We start from the raw sequence: 20,403 nt of genomic DNA, 5'->3' as shown, positions 1-20,403 counted from the left end.
TCACCTTGATATATCGAACCTTGATATAAATATTATATCGCAGTCCGATATAGTTGTCAAGGATTTATAAATATTTTTTACAGAAAGTGGTTCGTTTTTGTATCTCTATGTTTGTTGCTAAAGCTGCTTTAATCAGAAGCTAAAAGGATTAGAAATCTAAATCAGCATAAAAAAAGCCAGGAACACCTGACTTACTTGTTTATTTTCCCGCTGCCTTAAGCAGGGCGATATATTCTTCCAGAACCAGATTATGCTTCTGCATATACTGGGCATTCTCCACACCGACATAACGGTAATGCCAGTTCTCAAAATCAACTCCAGTAATGTCACTCTTGCCATCTGGATAGCGAAGGACAAAGCCATACTGCGGAGCTAGTTGGGCAATTTTGGCTGCCAATTCATCCTCCTGGCCTTCTGGAGCACTCATATCAATAGCCAAGCCCGTTTGATGTTCGCTGGCTCCTGGAAGCTGCACCTGCTTCAACACGATGCTGACTGCTTCTTCATTTGACAAGCCTTTGGCGACTTCCCCAGCAACTTTTTCGTTATAGAGTTCCTCCTGCTCAGCTCGGCTGCGATAGCCAGAGATTAAAGTTTCTTCAGGAGCTATCGCCTGAGCTGCAGCTAGGAATTGCCGAGTATTTTCAGCAATGCGGCTGTCAACCTGTACCTCACCAATCTGAGTCAGATCAGGTGTCTTTTCTTCTTGCTGGTTGTCACGATTGACCAATATCAAATTCCAGTCAGTAGAAGAAACCTTGGGCAAATCAGACTGCGAACTCTCTGAGCTAGAAGAGCCCTTCGTAGCAGAACTACTAGACGAACCCGAAAACTGAATCTTTGCAAGCAGATCTTGTAACAAGGACGGACGGAAATAAATCGCCGTTCCTCCAGCTGCCAGACACAAGACGATTAACAGCAAAAGTGTCAACCCAATCTTCTTAGACTTCGATTTTCTCTTTTCTTTGCGATGTTTAGCGCGTTTCAACTTCTTCCTCCATTACTTTAGCACCGGCCTCTCGATAAGACATGTCTCCGACGCAAGCTACTGTGAATTTACCATCTTCATAGTCTACAACCGTCACACTGCCATTGTCCAAACCATGAGGCCGAGTTCGATTGATTAGATAGACAAAGGTTCCGATGGTCATGCCGTGGCTGACTACAAGGGCATTGCCACCGCCAGCAGCTTCCAGTTCCTCAGCTATGGCTGAAAAGCCTTCCCAAATTCGGCCGCTAAGCTTTTCCCAATTTTCTGCCCAGCCCGCTGTATCGACTTCTACAAGGCCTTCTGCCAACTCAGCATAGCTAAGCTGATGAACATGCTCAATATTGAAAACCCGGGGCATCACACCCATAAAGAGTTCTCCATCATAGCCACCATCAAAACTGCCAAAGCACCATTCGCGAATCCGCTTATCAAAGGTATAAGAAATCTGATCTGTCAGACCCAGCTCCTCTAGAATAATGCCCATGGTCTGAATAGTTCGGCCGCTGTCGCTGGAACGGGCCAATTTGAAATCAAGTCCAGCTTCTCTCAGGCCAATGCCCAACTCATGAATACCACGTTCCCCGACTTCAGTCAATGGGGTATCAGACCAGCCTTGGGCCCGGCCGATAGTATTAAACATGGTTTTGCCATGACGAACCAAGTATAATCTTGTTTTTGCCATTTCATTTCCTCCGTTGTTCTTTTCATATTATACCATTTTATGAAGAAATTGGCGCCATCCGGCTTTCAAAGCAAAAAGCAGGAGTCTCAAAACTCCTGCTCATTCTTGATTTTCTCGGTCCAATATAGCTGCGCCGACCTGACGGTAAGACACATCTCCCAGAGCTTGAATGCTAAAGCGACCATTTTCATACTCCAGCACTGTGACACTGCCATTATCGACATTAGGATTTTTCGTGATATTCTCATCAACCAGATAAGCCAGGGTACCAATGGTCATGCTGTGGCTAACGACCAGAGCATTGCCACCGCCTGAGGACTCAACCTCTCTAGCAATGGCTTCAAATCCTTCTAAAATCCGACCGCTAAGCTTGTCCCAAGGTTCAGCCCAGCCAGCCGTATCCACTTCTACCAGACCATTCGCCAAATCTGGCCAACTGAGTTCTTTGTAATTATCCGTCTTAAGAACCCGCGGGATAACACCATGAAAGAGCTCACCACCATAAGCACCATCAAAACTGCCGAAACACCACTCCCGGATACGCTTGTCATAGCGATAGGGAATCTGGCCAGTCAGGCCCAGCTCCTCTAAGATAATCCCCATAGTCTGAATGGTCCGGCCACTATCACTGGAAAAAGCCCTGACAAAAGGCAAACCCGACTCTCGCAATCCGATGCCTAGCTCACGAATACCTCGCTCGCCTTCGGCAGTCAGCGGGGTATCAGACCAGCCCTGAGCCCGGCCGATAGTATTGAACATGGTCTTGCCATGACGGATAACATAGAGTCTTGTTTTTGACATAGTTTACCTCTTTTATTTTTCCTTTGTTTATTATAGTATAGGCCTTCGGATTCTTTAGGATAAAGAAGAGGGAGAACTCGGTTTCCCACTATGATAGACAGCTTCTCACTGTGAAGTCAGCATCTAATCAACTATAGAGACTTAATATGAACTTTTACGGCACTGACACACCCAAGAATAATGTACAGATAATGGAGCCAGTAATTAAGACCAAACTGTCCGGATAGAGCCGCTTTATTAATAGCGATAACGGCTTGCAAAATATTGCCTTCCCCTTGGTAAAAAGAATTAGCATAACCGATTTGAACAGCTACAAAACTCATTGCTAAAGTAAAAAAGAAACTTGCTACAATTCCTAAAACAGAAATGCCTTTGACAAACTTTTCATAGCAAGCAATGCTAAATAGCAGTGTAAAACCTGATATGAAGCCCATGGCCAAGGATGCACCTGTCAGAAAGAAGACAAGACATGCACCAAGCAAGCTCGTCAAGAATGCTCCGAGAACACCCAGAAAATAATGTATTTTCTGCGGACTTTGATGAGGAAGGGAGCGCTTTGTCACCTTATCCTGCGAGATGGAAACCATCCGCTCATAGCTAGATGGCGTGAGAAAGAGCCAATCTCCTTTGAACTGATACAGGTCGACCTCTCCGGTTTCACCGGTTTTCTCACAGGCACTAACCAGCCCTTGCTCCTCAAAGTAGCGGGTGCAGTCCTCGATAGCCTCCTCCAAAATATCCGGCAGCAAATCCCGATCCTGATCAGCTAAAATCTGACAGGCCAGGTTATAGCCAGCTCTCTCAAAATCAATCAAAACTTCAGAATCGTTGATCAAAGCTTCCAAGGCATCTCGACCGATATAGCCCTGCTCACATCTGACTGAAAAGAAAATCGCAAATTCGTCGCCATCTGTTATGGTCTCTAGATAAAAAGCATAATCCCTTCTACGGCCATATATAATGCCACTCTCCTTATCAAAATCCAAACCTAAATCAAGGGCCAGCTCAGCTAGCTCTCTTTTATTCATAACCTAAACAATCTCCTTATAATCCCCTACATTTCAAGCATCCAGCTAGATTCAATCCCGCAAACTCCTACTCGGAAACTGAATAACTGTCCTTTACGCTACTTTCTTAAAAACTGTTTCAAATCTAGCTTTTTAGTTTTTAAAGCTGTGAATAGGCGCTGGAATCTGACCGCCCCGCGCGATAAAGGCAGCAGACGAAGCTTGATTGACCTTCATGACCGGAGCTGTTCCCAAGAGCCCGCCAAATTCAATCATATCGCCTTCCTTGCCTTTCGGAATAATCCGCACAGCTGTCGTCTTTTGATTAATGACGCCAATAGCCGCTTCATCCGCAATCATGGCTGCGATGGTTTCAGCTGGCGTCGCCTCTGGAATAGCAATCATATCCAAACCTACCGAGCAGATAGCTGTCATAGCTTCTAACTTTTCTAGATTGAGCGAGCCATTTTGCACAGCCGCAATCATGCCCTCGTCTTCTGACACAGGGATGAAAGCACCAGACAGTCCGCCAACCTGATTGCAGGCCATGACACCGCCTTTTTTGACTTGGTCATTGAGCAGGGCAAGGGCTGCTGTCGTGCCATGAGTGCCGACTGTTTCCAAACCCATTTCTTCCAAGACACGGGCGACCGAGTCCCCGACCGCCGGTGTTGGAGCCAGACTCAAGTCAACAATCCCGAACTTGACACCCAAACGCTCGCTGGCCATCTGACCGACCAACTGACCGATACGGGTGATTTTGAAAGCTGTTTTCTTGACCGTTTCAGCCACCACGTCAAAGCTCTCACCACGGACCTTTTCCAAGGCCCGTTTAACAACACCAGGCCCAGAAACTCCGACATTGATGACCACATCTGCTTCACCAACACCATGGAAGGCGCCTGCCATAAAAGGATTGTCCTCTACTGCATTAGCAAAGACGACCAGCTTGGCCGCCCCCATGTCAGAAAGCTGGGCTGTTTCCTTGATAATCCGCCCCATATCCGCAACTGCCGTCATGTTGATGCCGGTCTTGGTTGAGCCGATATTGACAGAGGAGCAGACCTTGTCTGTCTCAGCCAAAGCACGTGGAATAGAATTAATGAGGATTTCATCGCCTTTTTGATAGCCCTTTTGGACCAAGGCCGAGAAACCGCCGATAAAGTCAACACCAATTTCCTTGGCTGCCTTGTCTAAAGCCTTGGCCAGAGGCACGTAGTCACTACTGTCTGTCGCTGCCCCAATCAGCGAAATCGGAGTCACCGAGACCCGCTTGTTGACGATAGGAATCCCGAGCTCTGCTGCAATTTCATCCCCAACTGCTACCAGGTCTTTCGCTTTGGTCGTGATTTTTTGGTAAATCTTTTCCGCCGCCCGATCAATATCTGTGTCGATACAGTCTAAGAGTGAAATCCCCATGGTGATGGTCCGAATATCAAAATTCTGCTCCTCAATCATGGCAATGGTTTCTGTTACTTGTCTAATATCCATCCTTCACTCCTTAGATATTGTACATGGCATCAAAAATGGCTGCGCTTTGAATGTTGATTTTGACATTGAGCTCTTGGCCGAAAGCTTCAAACTCATTGCGAAGGGCCGTAAAATCTTGCTTTTCATCGCTGGACACCAAGGCCATCATGGTAAAATATTCCTCCAAAACGGTTTGGGAAATATCATCAATATTCAACCCCAGCTCCGCAATCTTAGTGGAAACTCCGGCTACAATCCCTGTTTTATCTTTTCCGACAACGGTAATAATTGCTTTCATGCTTGGCTCCAATCATTTTTAGTTTGTCTCATTGTAGCATAAATTCGAGGATTTTGTATACTATTTCAGAAAATAAAGACAGAAGGTTCGGATATTGCAAATAGCATTCGGAACAAGGAAGATGCCTCCATGCTCAGCAATTCACCTGAGAAACTATTTTGAGCATCTTTGTATGTTTTTCTATTTTTTGTTTGAAAGCGCTTTCGATATTTGTTATACTAAATATAGAATATTTTACACAAAGGAGATTTCCTAATGAACGATTCATACAAGAAGCGTCTCTATACTCAAGTCTTGAGTTTATCAGCCGCTGTATTGATGGCTGTCTTAGCTCAGGGCAAGGCCGCAGCTGACCAGCAGAACAGCACTGAGTCACAGCCAGCCGCCAATCAGATAGAGGCTGTAACTCCTGCGACAGAAGCTGCTCAAGCTGTTCCAAATCAGACAGGAGAAAAAGAACAGACTCCTGCTCCTGCAGCGGACAATCCAGCTGTCTCTGCAGCAACTCAAACAAGAGCAGTTGCTTCTGAAGAAGGCAAGACCCAGCTGGCCGACAGCACTGTCTATATGTCCGAGCCTGCAGAGGTCAAGGAAACCGTCCAAGGACAGGCTTCTCAGGCGGGTAAGCTGACTTGGACTCTGGACAATAAACCGATTGCCGACTGGAAAACCTGGAACATGGACAGCGGCACCTTTACCGGCCAACCCTTTGTCACAATTGAGGAAAAGGCCGACGGGAACGATCTTCATCTGAATCTGCAGTTTCAAAAGCTTTTCGGAGACGATCTCAGCCTGCGCTCTTCCCATAATATTCGCCGGACCTATCGAAACTTCATTGGCAGCCATGAACTGGTTGGTACGAGCCAGGACTTGAGCTTGACCATTCGCAAAAATATCGTCTTGCGCCCTTATGAAGACTCCCACAGCCATGAGGAGATGCTGGCATCCATCGAAAAGAGCAGACAGGATGCCAAGACCGATCGCTTGGTACAGATTGAGAACATCGGAAAGAGTGCTCAGGGTCGCGATATCAAGTTGGGTATCATCAGTTCTGACCAAAAGAGCATTGACGACTACCTCAGCACAACTAATCCACAGGCCTTGACCAAACCAGCAGAAATGCTGGCAGCTCTCAAAAATGGCAACTTAGACTATAAACTACCTGTGCTCATTAACAACACTCACGCTGATGAACAGCCTGCTATTGATATTATCACAGGTCTCTTTAAAACTTTTGCAACTAAAGACCAAATCAGCTTCAAAACAACCGCTGCAGATGGTTCTGAAAAACTTGTCACTCTCAAAATCCAAGATTTACTGAAGAAGTTTATCTTTCTCTTTGACTTTACGGAGAATCCTGACGGCGATGTCCTCAACACTCGGGCTCTGGCCAATGGACTTGACCCTAACCGTGATACTGGCTACCAAGCCAATCCTGAAACCCGTACTGTTGCTGGATTGATTAACAAATGGAACCCAATTGCCCTCTATGATATCCACGGATTTGTCAAGGAATTCCTGATTGAGCCGGCAACCCCGCCTCACGATCCTAACTTTGAATATGACCTTTTAGCTGACCTCATGCTGGACAATGCCCATCATATGGGACGGGCCGGCGTTGCCAACTCTGGCTACGACAAATACATCATTCCAAAACTGGACTGGGGAGACGGATGGGACGATTCCTTCTCCGGCTACACAGCGGTTTATTCTATGTACCATGGCATCCTGGGACATACCATCGAAATTCCGGAGGGCAATCAAGAGTCCTACAAGGCTGGATATTATGCAGTTTTAGGAGGCCTTGACTATCTAGCTCAGAACCCCGATAAGCTCATGGAGATGCGTCTCAACTTCTACCTGCGCGGCATCAATAAAGTCGAAGATCCTAAGGCAGAAAATGAACTAGTCGGACCAGATGGCCAGGTTGTAGGCCGAATTAAAAAAGGCCAAGAAAAATTCTTCCCAGACTACTATGTCATCCCGATGGGGCTAGATAAAGATAACGATAGCCAAGAAGCCTTTAATATGATTGACTATTTCAAGCGCAACGGTGTGCTTGTCAAAGAACTCAAAGAAGACAGCGGCAACTATAAAAAAGGTGATTTGGTTGTCGATATGGCACAGGCCAAGCGTGGCTATGCCAATCATGTCCTCTACAAAGGCTCAAATGAATCCAAGTGGGCTGCCATGTATGCGGAATTGGTCGTCAATTTTCCTGATATGAAAGGCTTCAAAGCCCAACCAGTCTTTGGCGACAAGCTCTTTGAAGGCAAGCTAGGCGACGTGACAGCCCTCCGTGCTGCACGTACCAGTCAGGTTGATCAGAAAGTGCCTTATTATGTCATTGCCAATACGTCTGAAAGTGCCGTTAAGGCCGTCAATCAAGCTCTTGCAGAAGGAAAAAAGGTTTATCTGACAGATGACGGCTATATTGTTGATACTCCGACTTTTACCAGCCTTCTGGATCGCTATGCCATTTACGGTGATGCCCTCTATAAGATTCCACAGGGACCAACTCTGAAGCCTCTCAAGGTCTACGCACCACCGCATCAATTCTCATGGGCAGGTGTGGACTCACCAGCTCACACTGCTTTGGCACTGAAAAACATGGGCTTTGAAATTGTTGACAGCCCAGAAGAAGCGGACGTCATCGTCCTTGAAAGCAACAACTATGACAAGTCTCTTGTCGGACTTAAGCCAACCATCGTCGTCGGAGGCTCTGCTATGCAGCGCTTGGAAAAACTAGGCATCCTAGATGGATTTGACGCTGAGCTCTTCAAGAACGGCAGTGATTATGAAGGACTTATGAAGGCCGTTATCCAAGACCAAGACCCGCTGACCAGCGGCTACAAAAAGGATGGACTCTTTTACTCCAACTCTGGTAACTGGATTGCTAAGATTCCTGCCAACTTTAGGACTCTTGCCAGCATTGCTGGCAGCGACTTCTATATCGCTGGCTGGTGGCCTGGCAATGAACAACTGGCCAACAAAGTCGTAGCCATTGCCGGCACTTATAAAGAACAACCTCTCTTTGTCTATGCTGGCAATCCGACCAATCGTCTTCACCCTGTTCACTTCTACCGCTGGATCTCCAACGCTATCTTTGGCAGCCAGTTGGCCGAGCTGACAGACCTCCCAAGTCCTGCGGCACCTGACCCAACCTATCAAGCGCCAAGTCAGACTGTCCTTGACTGGAAGCCTGCTACAGTGAATCCACCGGCTCAAACGGTAGTCCTGACCTACAAGAGCCAGACCCTTCCGCAGACCGGCAGTCAAGAAAAAACTGCTAGCTTTGCTCTAGCTGGACTCCTAATCGCAGGAGCAGCTGGACTCTTACTTTTAAAGAAAAAGGAAGACTAATACTTAAAAATACACCTCCCAATTGATGCGGGAGATGTATTTTTAGTTATAAGCTTTGTTATTTTTCCACATAGGTATGAAGCGGATAGGTCGGATAGGCCAACTCACGCGCCAACTCTGAGGTTACATAACCTGCCGGTGCATCTAACACAGAAGGGATTCGATTGATGATAGTGGCACAAGTCAAGGCGACGGTATCAGGTTTGCTGACTGAGAAGACTAGATTCGGTTCGCCAGTAATTTCCCAATCACACATATCTCCGTCATTTTCACGATAGACCTTGCCAATACACTCTACTTCCAACTCAATTCCCTGATGGGTATGAATGGTTGTCACAGCTGACATACCCGTTACTTGCCCCGCCGGAACTATACGTCCCAGCGTTTCAGAATAAACATCTTCATCCAAAATGTAAGGAACGCTCTTTTGTGAAATATCCTGAATGGTCCAGTTCATCTTAGAGCAAATAGCTTCAGCAACATTCCACATATAGGACGGCAGACTCTCAGCACTGGCAATTTCCTTTTCAAATCGCTCTGAATCGTAACCAGCACCATGCGCTTCTGCCAAGGCCAGACCATAATCTTCCACATTATAGCTGACAATCCCTTTCACCTTTTGAATGCGATTAAGGCCAGACATAGCCAAGCAAGGCATATTAATCCAGTAAATATCCTGCATGCCAGATCCCATTACAGTGACACCATATTCTTTAGCCAGCTTGTCCAAGCGGTTTGTTTCAGATGGCGACGTCGTCCAAGGGTAGATCGCTTCCTCACAGGTCGTGATGATATTAACTCCATGTTTGATGGCTGTTTCAAAAAAATCATACATTTCCGGCATATAGGAAGCAATGGTGACAATGGCAATGTCAGCGTCACACTCTCCAAAGACACGTTCAGCATTATCAGAAATCAGGACACCAGTCTTATAGCCTAGCTCTGCAAAATCACCAACATCCTGTCCTACTACAGCAGGATTGTTATCAATAGCTCCGACAATTTCTACACCGTGATCCAGTAGGTACTTGAAAATCACTTTAGACATCTTGCCGCAGCCATACTGAACAGCACGAATTTTTGTATTTCTCATGGCAAACCCTCCATTAATTGTTATTATTTTCACAATTATAGTATAATATCTCTAGTAACTAGAGAGTCAATAGAGGGTTTTAAAAAATGAAAAAAATTTTGCGTATTGGAGAATTTTCCCAAATAAATCAGATTTCCATCCAAACTCTAAGATTCTATGACCAAATCGGTCTTTTAAAACCCTATAAAGTCGATCCAGAAACCAACTATCGCTACTACCACATCAATCAATCTTCTCTGGTTGACTCCATTCAGTACCTGCGTCAACTGAATTTTTCTCTAGAAGACATCAAAGAAATCCTATCTGACAAAGACCATTTTCAACTGCACCAGCTTATCGAGGAACGCTATCAGCGCCTTCTAGAGGAAAAAGAAAATTTAGAAAAACAAATCCAAGAAATCGAAATCTTTCGGTCTGGTGCCCGTATCTATGGCGAAAAGCAGAGCGAGCAAGAGCTGGAAATCCTAACTTTTCCTGAACGGCAGCTGCTTACTTTTGAAATTAATCAAAATATTTATCAAATGAAAAGTGAGGAATACGAACTTGCTCTCCGCTACTTCAAACAAGAAATCCTGCGTTACAGTCCTTTTTTCACCCATTTCAGCCGTGTTGGTTCCATTATGAAACAAGAAGATTTCCAAAAAGAAAGATGGATTTCCAAACAACTCTGTCTCTTCCATCATACTCCCAATGAACTCCCTCACTTAAATCGAATGTTGCTGCCGGCAGGAAATTATGCTGTTGCTTACTGCTCCTCCTTTGCAAATGAACTTAAAGCTCTGCCGCATTTTTACCAGGCTCTAACCCAAGCTGGATATACTCCTGTGGGCGATTATATCTGCGAGGTCATTCATGAACAACCACAACTCCAAGAGCAGCACCGCGATATGTTCATCCGGATGCAAGTTCAGATAGAGAATTAAAAAGCAAGCAGATGGATGTATCGGAATTCTTGACAGATACCGCAGCATGTTCAGCTAAAAACGAATCACTTCACAAGCCTTATCTATATCAAAAAAGGACGGGAAAACCCCATCCTTTTTATGTGCAAATAACCATTGCTTAGCACCTTAGTCTTCTTGCTTCTTTCTTCCAGCTAGAAGCCCCATTCCCAGAAAAGCTAAACCAGCCAGAGGCAGAAACTTATCTTCTTGAGTGCCAGTCTTAGGCAGAGCTGAGTCGGGAGCTGGCTGCAATCTTGGCGTTGGAATAACTTTTCCTTCCTCACCTTGCTTCTGAGCTTGAGGCTGGGTCCTTGTCAAAGGCTGTTTAGCACTTTCAGCCACCACCTTGCTGCCAACTTCTACTAGTTCGTCAACTGCTAGAGAGAGCACTTCCTGACCGAGGACGGTTCGCTGACCGTTCAAGACTTCTACAAAGACTCGCTTTTGACCCTTTTGGCCGGCTACAAGTATCCGCCGCTGCCCTTGTTCCAGTTCTGGATTTTCCTGTTCTCGAGTCTGATATGCAATTTCTTCCATTACGACTTCTAAGAACGGCTTTTCTTCCACTAGGTCCTTTATCCCTTCTTCTGGAGTGACCTGATGACTAGGTTTCACAGCCAGAGCAGCAAGAGCCGCCTTCAGATCCTGTTCTGCTCTATCTAAATCTGCCTGCTCCGCTTTTTCATCTGCCAAGAGAGACTGGGCTCGAGCCAAGGCTGACTGGTAAGCCTGAACTGTCTCATCTGTGTAGAGGCTTGGACCTAGACTAGCCGTACTGTCTACCACTTTCTGCAGAGAAGCCTTATTAACTGCTGGCGCATGAAGATTGGTCACAAAGAAATTGCGAGCTTCCAAATCCCCATCCCAGAGTCCCAGACCAATGTAGGCATCATTATAATAAGGCTCAACCGTATCAAATTGGTGTTTCAGGTATTCTACACCGTCCACAGATACACTGACACCATTTTTAGTTTTCACTAGCTTAACATGGTGGAACTGGCCGTCATTAAGATGCTTGCCATTCATGCTACTTTCTGCAATCGTCTCTCCCATAAAGCGGTAAAGTCGAATCTTATCATTATCGCCAAATTGAATAGAATAAGCATTGCGAGGATCAACATTTTCAGACGCATAGAAAATGTTAATCAAGCCTTTTTGATACTTGAGATCCACATCCAAGTTATACTCAGGGAAAGGAATCTTCTGACCTCCCATATAATAATCATTGGCGCTGGCATTCTGATTATAGAGGCTTTCACCGTCGACATACCACTTACCGGAAACAGCTTTTAGATCTGGAACATTGGTCTTAAAGTCGTTACGGCTGATATTGATGGTGAAGACCTTGGAAAGGCTTGGATTTTCCTTAGAGGTCGCCGTTACCTTGACCACACCCCTTTGCAGAGCAGTCACTCGCAGCTTATTGCCATCTTCCGTGACAGAGACCAAGCCTGGCTGATCCACACTCCAGCTGACCGCTTGAGAGACACTTGCTGGCATGACATATGCTTTCAAATCCAAAGTATCACCGACATAAATATTATTTGTTACAGGAGAAGCCTGCACTAGTTCCAGTGGTTTGGTCACTGCCTGCTTGTCTTTCCAGATGCCCTTCAGCGGATAAAGAGCAATGTCAGCCTTAGCTGCACCACCTTCTACAAACACACTAGCGGCAAGACTATTTGGCGCAGGGAAAATCTGATTGGCACCCGCTACAGTATACCCTTTGGCAAAGACTTCTAGGCTGGAGCGATCCACATAGAGATGCAGATCTATGCTGCCATCCGCATTGCGCTTGACGGACTGACTATCCACCTGAGCAAATTTATTACTGAGAAGAATGCCGGACCGGCTGCGGTCAATAGAGAGAGTTTCCTTTTCTAAATCATAGGTAACTCTAGTCACTTCTCCATCTCCAACCCGCAGGTTAAAACCGACTTTCTTAGTCGTTTCACTCGGCCGGAAAGTAGAGACAATTTCATACTGATCACCAGAAAAATCTTTCAACAGCCCATTCTTCTCACTAACTTCCACGTCTTTATACAACACAGCCTTGTCTTCCTGACGCAGAGACTGATAAGCTGTAATTGGCGTCTGAGTCAGCCGATAGCTGCCGTCTTGCTTGATAAGGCCTAGTTTGAGGTTAAGATTGAAGGTGCCGTTAAACTTCTGACCGACGGTATCGGCTACCAGATTGCAGTAGTCTTCCCAGGTATTCATCCAGTTAGACTCAATAATGTCAGGCAGGGTTGGATTAGCCTTGCTGCCAAAGTCCTGAACGTAGTAAGTCATGGCCGCATAAGAATCTTTACCAAAGTTCATGACCTGATCAGCCTGAGCAAACTCAGCATCTGGGACGAAGGTCCACTTGCCCTCCACCTGTCTAAAATCACCGACCTTATAGGAACGCCCGCCACGAGACAGGATCCATTTTAGGCTACCATCATCTGCCAGTAGAGGATAGAGATCTGGGCACTCCGTATGGAGATCCGCATAAGTTGACTCGACCTTCCAATGACGCAGATTATCAGACGAATAAATTCTCAGCGGTCCGCCTGCAACGACCATAAACCATTTACCCTCCCAACGGAAGACCTTGGGGTCACGGAAATCCTGAGATTGCAGTGGATCATCCGTCCAGTCAGCTGCAATTTGATCAAGCTTCGTCCAAGTCCGACCCTCATCCTTACTGTAGGCTAACTTGATGCGCTGACCGTTTCCATCGGCAGTAATCAGCGCAACTAAACCGCCCTGGTCATTGTCAAACAAACCAGAGGAATTGGTGGTATCTGCTACGATAGAGCCTGAGAACATAGCCCCATTAGCATCCGGATAAAAGGCAATCGGATGTTCTTCCCAATGAATCAAATCCTTGCTGGTCGCATGGCCCCAGTGCATAGGCCCCCACTTGGTATCGTCATAAAACTGATAGAAGAAATGATAGACTCCCTTGTAATAAACCAGCCCGTTGGGATCATTGGCCCAACCGTCCTTGACCGAATAATGATACTGACCGCGATAGAGCTCATTGTAGTAAATCTCATCTGCCTGCCGACGATGGACATTGAGCCGGTAAGTCAGGCTGACCTCCTGCCCATCCGCATCCGTCACAGTACTGGTCACAGTCAGATAGTTTGCCCCCACTGCCAGCGGAATATTCTTCAAATCACTATAAACCCTACCTGCAGCATCGGTCACGCTTACCTTGGCAGCAGGATTTTTTGCTACGACGGTCAAGTCTACAGTCTCAGCATCATGCTTGACATACTGGATGGTAATAGGAGCAGTAAACTGACCTTTCTGCTCCACTTTCCCAACCGAAGAAGTCACCCTTATATCCTCCAACTCAGGATTAGACTGAGAAGTGATTTCTTTATAAAAGGTATTTTGAAAAAGCAGCTCGCTATTCCAGTTAAGTAAGCCAAAATAACCTTCTGACAGATAAGTATTCTGCCCCTTATCATCTCTCTGAAGCGTGTAATCTCCTGAGCTGGCCACTAGAATATCATTGACATAGTAGGATACCCAAGAGCCGATAGAAACGACCTTGAGTCGATATTTATTATCATCCGTTGGCTCGATATGTTTTTCATTGATAAACTGATAGTCACGCCCGCCTTGCCAACGCCAAAACTTCACATTGCTGCTACCACCATCAATATTAACTGCATAGCTGCTCTTGTCATCCGGATTATTATTACTGCGGAAAATGAGGGCTGCCGCCCCTTCCTTACTGAGGAAAGTTACATCCGTTGAGTAAACAAAATCCTTGCCCTGACTTTGAGAGTAAAGAAAACTATCACCTTTGCCTCTGGCATCACTATAAAGTCCTTGCTCCCGGACTTCCCAAACTCCATTTTTGTCTCCCTTGGCTTCTGCCAAATTAGTATTGAAGCCTGACTGCTTATCTACAGTCTCTGCGGCAGGGAGTTTTTCCGAAGCAACTTCCTTCGTTACTGGCTGTTCGTCTTCTTCCTGTTTGCTCTCTTTAGCATTTGCTGTGACTTGATCTTCCTTATCAGCCTTTCGATTAGCCGACTCTACTGCTGCATCCTGACTACCTGCTTCCGTCGCTACAGTTGCAGCAGTCTCCCCAGCTACAATGTTCTCTGTCTTATCGGCATTCCTTGTAGAAGCAGCTGTTTGCTCACTCTCAGGCTCCGAGACAGCTGATGAATCAGTCTGCAAGAACTGAGCAGGGGCTGGATTAGCCTTCCCCTCATCCGCATAAACCACTCCGCCACCATCTAACAAGAAAGCTCCAAAAGCAAGCAGGGCGCACCCAAACACCCAACGCTTGCCGCTTTTTCTCATAAACCAATTTTTACACACTTTTTCCTGATGATTTTTCATGACACACCTCAATATTCTAAAAATAAAATCAGACTCCTCACAACCAAATTTACTTCTACATAAGGCACTCCTTTCACCTTTTCTTGTTCAAAATGAACACCTCATTTAGCACCTAACTCCTTTATAAAAAAGAAGCAATCTCAATAATCTAAATATAACAAATTTTTGTAAGCGCTTCACCTGACGCTTGTCACAAAAACAAAATGACAGATGTCATATTTTGGAAACGAAGAACAAACAAAAAGCCTCCTAAACGGAAAGCTTTTGTTTGTTTTAAATTTATTCTGAATAGGATGCGGCCAGCTCGTTCTTTAGATATTCTGCCAAGTGCTGATGAGCAAAAATTCCTGCTTTTTCTTCTGCTGTCGGATTATAGTTGGTATTGGTGTTCACATCATAGACATAGATCTGACCTGCCTCCGACTCTACCCACTCAATAGCCGCCACATCAATACCAGCCTGAGCTAGAAATGTCTCGTAAGCCTGACTTTGACTAACAGGCAGTGGCTCCGTGATTTGAAACTTATCCGATGTTTCCAACTGAGCAGGCTTTTGCCCAATCTGACACCCATCTGCCGGACAAAGCTGAAAACCATCTGATGAATCGATGGACACTGTATAAAGAAACTTCTGGTTGATAAACTCCGAACGACGAATCCGGCCATCCGCAGGCTTGATATAGGCCTGAAGCAGGGTAATCCCATCCACAGAAGGCTCAAAAGCAGGACTATCTACATAGGCTTCCAACTCTTTCTCACTATTGAAGAGCTGCACTCCCAAACCTTTCCCAGCCCGATTATGCTTGGTAATCAGGGGATAAATATTCAGTTTTCTAGCTGCCTCCAGAATATTCTCTTGTCCCAAAACGGCTACCGTCTCTGGATAAGCAATTCCAACCTCAGAAAGCTTCAAATACTGTTTAATTTTGCTGATTTCCAGATTAATAGCTCCGCTTCCGTTGATGACCTTGCGACCGTGAGCTTCCAGCCAAGTTAGAACCTGCTCTGTAAATTCTGGTGCATAGCGGTGTCCACGCGTATGAGAAGAAGCTGACATCCGATTGTAGAAAATTCCTGTTGGGGGCGGACTCTGCAGATCTAGGATCCCACTTGACAAATCCCAAAGTTCATAGGGCACATCTTTTTCCTCTAGCCACTTGACCAAGTGCTGCGTCCACTCCAAATTTTCATGAATAACATAAACTTTTGCTTGACTCATAAGTCTTCTCTCCTTTAGGAATATCGAACAGCCAGCTTGCTGCTTTTCGATTCTTCTACTACATTGCCTTCCGTCTTTTCAATAACACTGACGGCCAAGACCTGACCTAGAACATTGAGGGCAGTGCGACCAGCATTGACAAAGAAATCAACCGCAAAAATCAAGGCAACGCCTTCCACCGGTAGGCCTAGCTGAGGCGCAGCTGCCAGCAAGACAACAATCGCTCCAGAAGGCACCGTTGCAGCTGTTTTACCAATCAATGTCAAAAGCAAAACAGTAAAGAAAAGTCCTGAGACAGAAAAAGCAATCCCATAAGCATGAGCAATAAAAACAGTTGCTACAGAGAAATAGACAGCAGCCCCTTCAAGATTAAAAGTGTAACCCAAAGGCACAACCAAATCTATGACATGCTCATCATGCCCCTGCTTCTTTAAATCTTTCAACAGTGGCGGCAGGACAACACTGGAACTTCCAGAGACAAAAGCCAAAGTCAAAAGGCTCCAAATCCGTTGCAAGCTTGTTAGATAAGGAATTCTGAAAGCAAAAGCAATCAAAGGAAAAATCACTAAAGCTAGCACTGCATAAGCCAGATAAGTCCCTGCTACAAATTGCCCCAAACCGACCAACTTGTCAACTCCTGTCGTAGCCACATCCTTAGCAATAAAACCAAAAATACCAATCGGAGACAGCTTCACAATCACACCGACAATTTTATAAATAGCCTCAATCCAAATCTGCAGCAGCTCAACAGCTTTCTGAGTCTTTTCTTCCTTGAGGCTTCCAAGCCCAAATCCTAAAAATAGAGCAAAAACAATAATAGGAAGCAGAGCTCCTTCTGAAAGCGACTTGATGATATTGGAGGGAATGAAGCTAAGCAAGAACTCATCCAGCTGAATACTTTTGGCAATCCCGTCAATACTGGCTCCCGCCTGACCGATATTGACTCCCTGACCAAAGCCTAGATAATAAGCTGCAAAGACAAAAATAAAGGTAATCGCCGTCGTGACCCCAAAGAAATAGAGCAGACTCTTTGACAAGAGCTTCCCAAAAGATTTCTTACCAATCACACCAGCCACAGCTACGACCACAACCGGAAAGACCAGCGGAATAATCACCATATTAATCAAACTGATAAAAGCTTGACCCAAAAACTGGTAAAAAGCCGAAAACTGTGGCCAGATAAGAGCAACAAGAACACCCAAAATTAAAGCAATCAAGAGTTGCAAGCCCAGAGAAACCTTTGACCATAAAGAAACGATTTTCATTCCAAACTCCTTTAGTCTATTTTGATAGCTATTTTACTATGATTGCCCCTATCTGGCTAATATACATTTTCTATGAAAGCAATAGAAGAATTTTATAGGTGAGTTGAATAATGTAAAAAACACTCCATTCCTAGATTTGCAAATTCTGCAGATAGAACTAATCTGGTAAATCTAATCATCACTAAAATCACTTTTAGAAACCCAGAAAAATGAATCCTGGAATAACCGATAATTTTTAGAGAACATATTAACTTTAAGAAAAAAGACATCCAAGAAATAACTCTTGAATGTCTGTAACCATTTCCCCTTAAAACATTAATCTACCTCCAATTCTAATATCGGATCCTAAATACATATCATCTATATTTACTGTATTATCATCATCAATCGGTATATCCACTCCCCAACCCGATTCTTCAATATTATTGATTCGCCCAAAAACATTAATATAATACTCAGGATTTGTAAGCCCACCATCACTCCATTGCGTCTGTTCCCAATCAATCTGAACTGATTCAACTTTCGGACTTTGAGCTTTTACCAAATCTATAATTTCTTGCTCATGCTTTTTTAGATAAGCAAGCTGTTTTTGCTTGATGGCTTCTTTATCATCTTTGATAGCCTTTTTTGAAGAAGCAACTTTCTTATCTTGTTTATTACTTTCTTTTTGAGTCATGGCACATCCTCCCAGACTTACGAGCGCCACTATTGATGCAATTGTTGCAATTATGCTTTTCGTTCGTTTTTTCATAACGTCTCCTTAATTTTTTTGATACCACATTAATTCTCTAAAACAACTGGTACGATCCATACTAATTTTTCAGTCACTCAAAACCCAATGTTACACATCTAGTTTACTATATAAATTTTTTAAAATCTATAAATTACTAAATCTTATCAAGCTATTTACTTAGACTTATTTTACAAATCATAGCCACCCATCTAGGGACCACACACGCAAGGCAGGTGGTTTATTTTTCTTGTACCTTGGAGAGTGAGACAAGCTGAAAGCCACATAACTACTTTTCTATCTTCAATATCTTTGCCCCCTCTTCATTACAACTAATAGATCTCTGCTAACATTACTTCAATTTCTATCGGAGAAGTTGTTCTAAAATCTTTAAAACAAAGAGATAAGCAAAATCATTAAATTGACTCTTTTAATTTCTAATATGATATAATTATTTAAAATATCATATTAGTGAGAATATTATGTCAAAGACAAAAGGTAACAAAAAAAGAAATTCTTCTAAAGTAAAATATATCCTAGGAAGCGGAGCTTTAATTTTAGCCTCTACAGTTCTTCTGCCTAAAGTTTTGAAAAAAACTAGAAATTATGTATATAAAAAACAAGTAACACTAACCAATCATCTAAAAACTAGTTTTGATGGGAAGGACACGTTAGTTAAAAAATCTGACTATAACAAAGGTAGAAGATAATGCAAATTAATACAGATAATATTGCGCAGCAATGTCTCAACGCAATTAATGATAAAATTAATAATTTAAAAAGATTAAACATCATCGTCATTGGCAAATCAGGTGTTGGCAAAAGCACACTAATTAATAGTTTGTTTAGAGGGAATTTTGCTGATACTGGATTGGGTCGACCAGTAACTCAAGAAATTCGCAAAATTGAAAAAACCGGATATCCTTTGGCAATCTATGATACACCCGGCTTTGAATTGTCATATACCCAACAGGAGAGTGTCAAAGATGAAGTCATTAAACTAATTAACAACGGTTACTCTTCTAATGATATCAATGAGGTGATTCACTGCATTTGGTATTGTATTAATGTCGGTTCAAACCGTACTTTTGATAGTTCGGAAGTGGAATGGCTCAGAGAGTTTTCTGAGAAGAATAAAACGTCTAAGGTACCAATCATTGTTGTCCTTACTCAATCTGTACCTAAGAAGAAAGCATTAGAAATGAAAGCTCATGTTGAGCAGGAAAACTTAGACGTCTGTAAAGTTGTGCCAATTTTAGCTCAAGATATGGATTTTGATGAGGAATATGTCGCTAAAGCTTTTGGATTAGATACTTTGATTGATGTAATGTCTGAGGTATTGCCAACTGAACTACAAGATACTCTCCAAAATATCCAAAAAGTATCTCTGGAATCTAAAAAAAAACATGCTAGGGCAGTCATTGCGACTGCAGTAGCAGCAAGTTTTGGTGAAGGTTTCGCGCCAGTTCCTTTTGCAGATGCATTCATGCTTGTACCGACCCAGATAAGCATGATTACTGGCATCACAGTAATATTTGGGCTTGATATAAATAAAACCTTTCTAACCGCCTTTGTATCCTCAACTTTAGGATCTGGGGGAGCAACATTCCTTGGAAAAACAATCGTTTCTAATATACTCAAATTTATCCCAGGAGTAGGCACAGCAGTTGGCGGAACGATTTCTGGAACCACAGCTGGATTAATTACAACTGCTTTAGGCGAGGCTTACCTATTTTTAATGGAACAAATATTTAAAGGAGAAATAAGCAAAGAAGCACTAGGTACTCCTGCCGGACAAAAACAAATGACAAAACTTTTTAGAGAACAACTATCTAAAAAAAGATAATACCCCAAGATTTTGAATATTGGGGTATTTTTAGGTTAAATTCCTTTTTACATCAAAAAAGACATCCAAGAGAGTTCTCTTGAATGTCCGTAAACGTTGATATAAAAGCTTTGATTAACGTTTTGAGAACTGGCTAGCTTTACGAGCTTTCTTAAGACCTGGTTTGGAAAGTATGAATTTCAGTTGGACTAAAAACAGCGTAATATCAAGACTTTTCTCCGCTTTTATAAAAGCTTTTTTCCAATCAAATTCAACTAATTTTATCCGAATGGTGTGGATTTTACCCCCAAAATTACAGAGAATGGAGCTGATAAACACTAAACGTTCACACCATTAGTTAAA

General features: G+C 43.8%; 15 protein-coding genes. 4 read left to right on the top strand and 11 right to left on the bottom strand.

Annotated features, from left to right (window positions below):
- Positions 1-199: 199 nt before the first annotated feature.
- The 6 genes from J1C77_RS02085 to J1C77_RS02060 all read right to left on the bottom strand — a co-directional run bounded on the left by J1C77_RS02085 (position 200) and on the right by J1C77_RS02060 (position 5,249).
- Positions 200-988, bottom strand: a complete 789-nt coding sequence (locus J1C77_RS02085) for a M15 family metallopeptidase (RefSeq protein ID WP_002893723.1) — start codon at positions 986-988, stop codon at positions 200-202.
- Complete coding sequence (locus tag J1C77_RS02080) at positions 975-1,673, bottom strand: histidine phosphatase family protein (RefSeq protein ID WP_002922296.1); 699 nt, start codon at positions 1,671-1,673, stop codon at positions 975-977. The genes J1C77_RS02085 and J1C77_RS02080 overlap by 14 nt, the downstream gene beginning before the upstream one ends.
- A gap of 99 nt (positions 1,674-1,772) precedes the next feature.
- The gene (locus tag J1C77_RS02075; protein ID WP_002922297.1) at positions 1,773-2,474 is read right to left on the bottom strand and encodes a histidine phosphatase family protein; all 702 of its coding nucleotides are present in this window, start codon (positions 2,472-2,474) and stop codon (positions 1,773-1,775) included.
- 131 nt (positions 2,475-2,605) lie between these two features.
- Positions 2,606-3,502, bottom strand: coding sequence for a hypothetical protein (locus J1C77_RS02070; protein WP_002922298.1), 897 nt, complete (start codon positions 3,500-3,502; stop codon positions 2,606-2,608).
- A 132-nt stretch (positions 3,503-3,634) separates the two neighbouring features.
- Positions 3,635-4,972: a PFL family protein gene (locus J1C77_RS02065; protein WP_002922299.1), complete on the bottom strand. Its 1,338-nt coding sequence runs from the start codon at positions 4,970-4,972 to the stop codon at positions 3,635-3,637.
- A 10-nt stretch (positions 4,973-4,982) separates the two neighbouring features.
- The gene (locus J1C77_RS02060) at positions 4,983-5,249 is read right to left on the bottom strand and encodes an ACT domain-containing protein (protein ID WP_002893729.1); all 267 of its coding nucleotides are present in this window, start codon (positions 5,247-5,249) and stop codon (positions 4,983-4,985) included.
- A 255-nt stretch (positions 5,250-5,504) separates the two neighbouring features.
- Between J1C77_RS02060 and J1C77_RS02055 the strand changes: the two genes are divergently transcribed.
- Entirely contained in the window at positions 5,505-8,612 is a 3,108-nt protein-coding gene (locus tag J1C77_RS02055) for an LPXTG-anchored zinc carboxypeptidase (protein WP_002922300.1), read from the top strand.
- Positions 8,613-8,670: 58 nt separating this feature from the next.
- Here J1C77_RS02055 and J1C77_RS02050 read toward each other — a convergent pair whose 3' ends face one another.
- Positions 8,671-9,705, bottom strand: coding sequence for an NAD(P)H-dependent amine dehydrogenase family protein (locus J1C77_RS02050; protein ID WP_042763012.1), 1,035 nt, complete (start codon positions 9,703-9,705; stop codon positions 8,671-8,673).
- An 86-nt stretch (positions 9,706-9,791) separates the two neighbouring features.
- Between J1C77_RS02050 and J1C77_RS02045 the strand changes: the two genes are divergently transcribed.
- Positions 9,792-10,628, top strand: a complete 837-nt coding sequence (locus J1C77_RS02045; RefSeq protein ID WP_002922302.1) for a MerR family transcriptional regulator — start codon at positions 9,792-9,794, stop codon at positions 10,626-10,628.
- Between the two features lie 147 nt (positions 10,629-10,775).
- On the opposite strand, the gene J1C77_RS02040 is transcribed toward J1C77_RS02045, so the two are convergent.
- From J1C77_RS02040 to J1C77_RS02025, 4 genes are all read right to left on the bottom strand, one after another.
- The gene (locus tag J1C77_RS02040) at positions 10,776-15,002 is read right to left on the bottom strand and encodes a GH32 C-terminal domain-containing protein (RefSeq protein ID WP_002922304.1); all 4,227 of its coding nucleotides are present in this window, start codon (positions 15,000-15,002) and stop codon (positions 10,776-10,778) included.
- A gap of 279 nt (positions 15,003-15,281) precedes the next feature.
- Positions 15,282-16,220, bottom strand: coding sequence for an ATP-grasp domain-containing protein (locus J1C77_RS02035; RefSeq protein ID WP_002922310.1), 939 nt, complete (start codon positions 16,218-16,220; stop codon positions 15,282-15,284).
- Positions 16,221-16,234: 14 nt separating this feature from the next.
- Positions 16,235-17,485, bottom strand: coding sequence for a dicarboxylate/amino acid:cation symporter (locus J1C77_RS02030; RefSeq protein ID WP_002922311.1), 1,251 nt, complete (start codon positions 17,483-17,485; stop codon positions 16,235-16,237).
- 307 nt (positions 17,486-17,792) lie between these two features.
- Entirely contained in the window at positions 17,793-18,236 is a 444-nt protein-coding gene (locus J1C77_RS02025) for a hypothetical protein (RefSeq protein ID WP_002922312.1), read from the bottom strand.
- 461 nt (positions 18,237-18,697) lie between these two features.
- On the opposite strand from J1C77_RS02025, the gene J1C77_RS02020 reads away from it, so the two are divergent.
- Together J1C77_RS02020 and J1C77_RS02015 are read left to right on the top strand one after the other, a co-directional pair.
- Complete coding sequence (locus J1C77_RS02020; RefSeq protein WP_002922313.1) at positions 18,698-18,925, top strand: hypothetical protein; 228 nt, start codon at positions 18,698-18,700, stop codon at positions 18,923-18,925.
- Positions 18,925-20,061, top strand: coding sequence for a YcjF family protein (locus J1C77_RS02015; protein ID WP_002922315.1), 1,137 nt, complete (start codon positions 18,925-18,927; stop codon positions 20,059-20,061). Before J1C77_RS02020 ends, J1C77_RS02015 begins: the two co-directional genes overlap by 1 nt.
- Positions 20,062-20,403: the final 342 nt, after the last annotated feature.

This window comes from Streptococcus sanguinis (assembly GCF_050223295.1).
In the GTDB taxonomy this organism is placed as follows: Bacteria; Bacillota; Bacilli; order Lactobacillales; family Streptococcaceae; genus Streptococcus; species Streptococcus sanguinis_X.
Note: the sequence above shows the minus strand (reverse complement) of the source record. Positions and strands in the feature narration are given on the sequence as shown.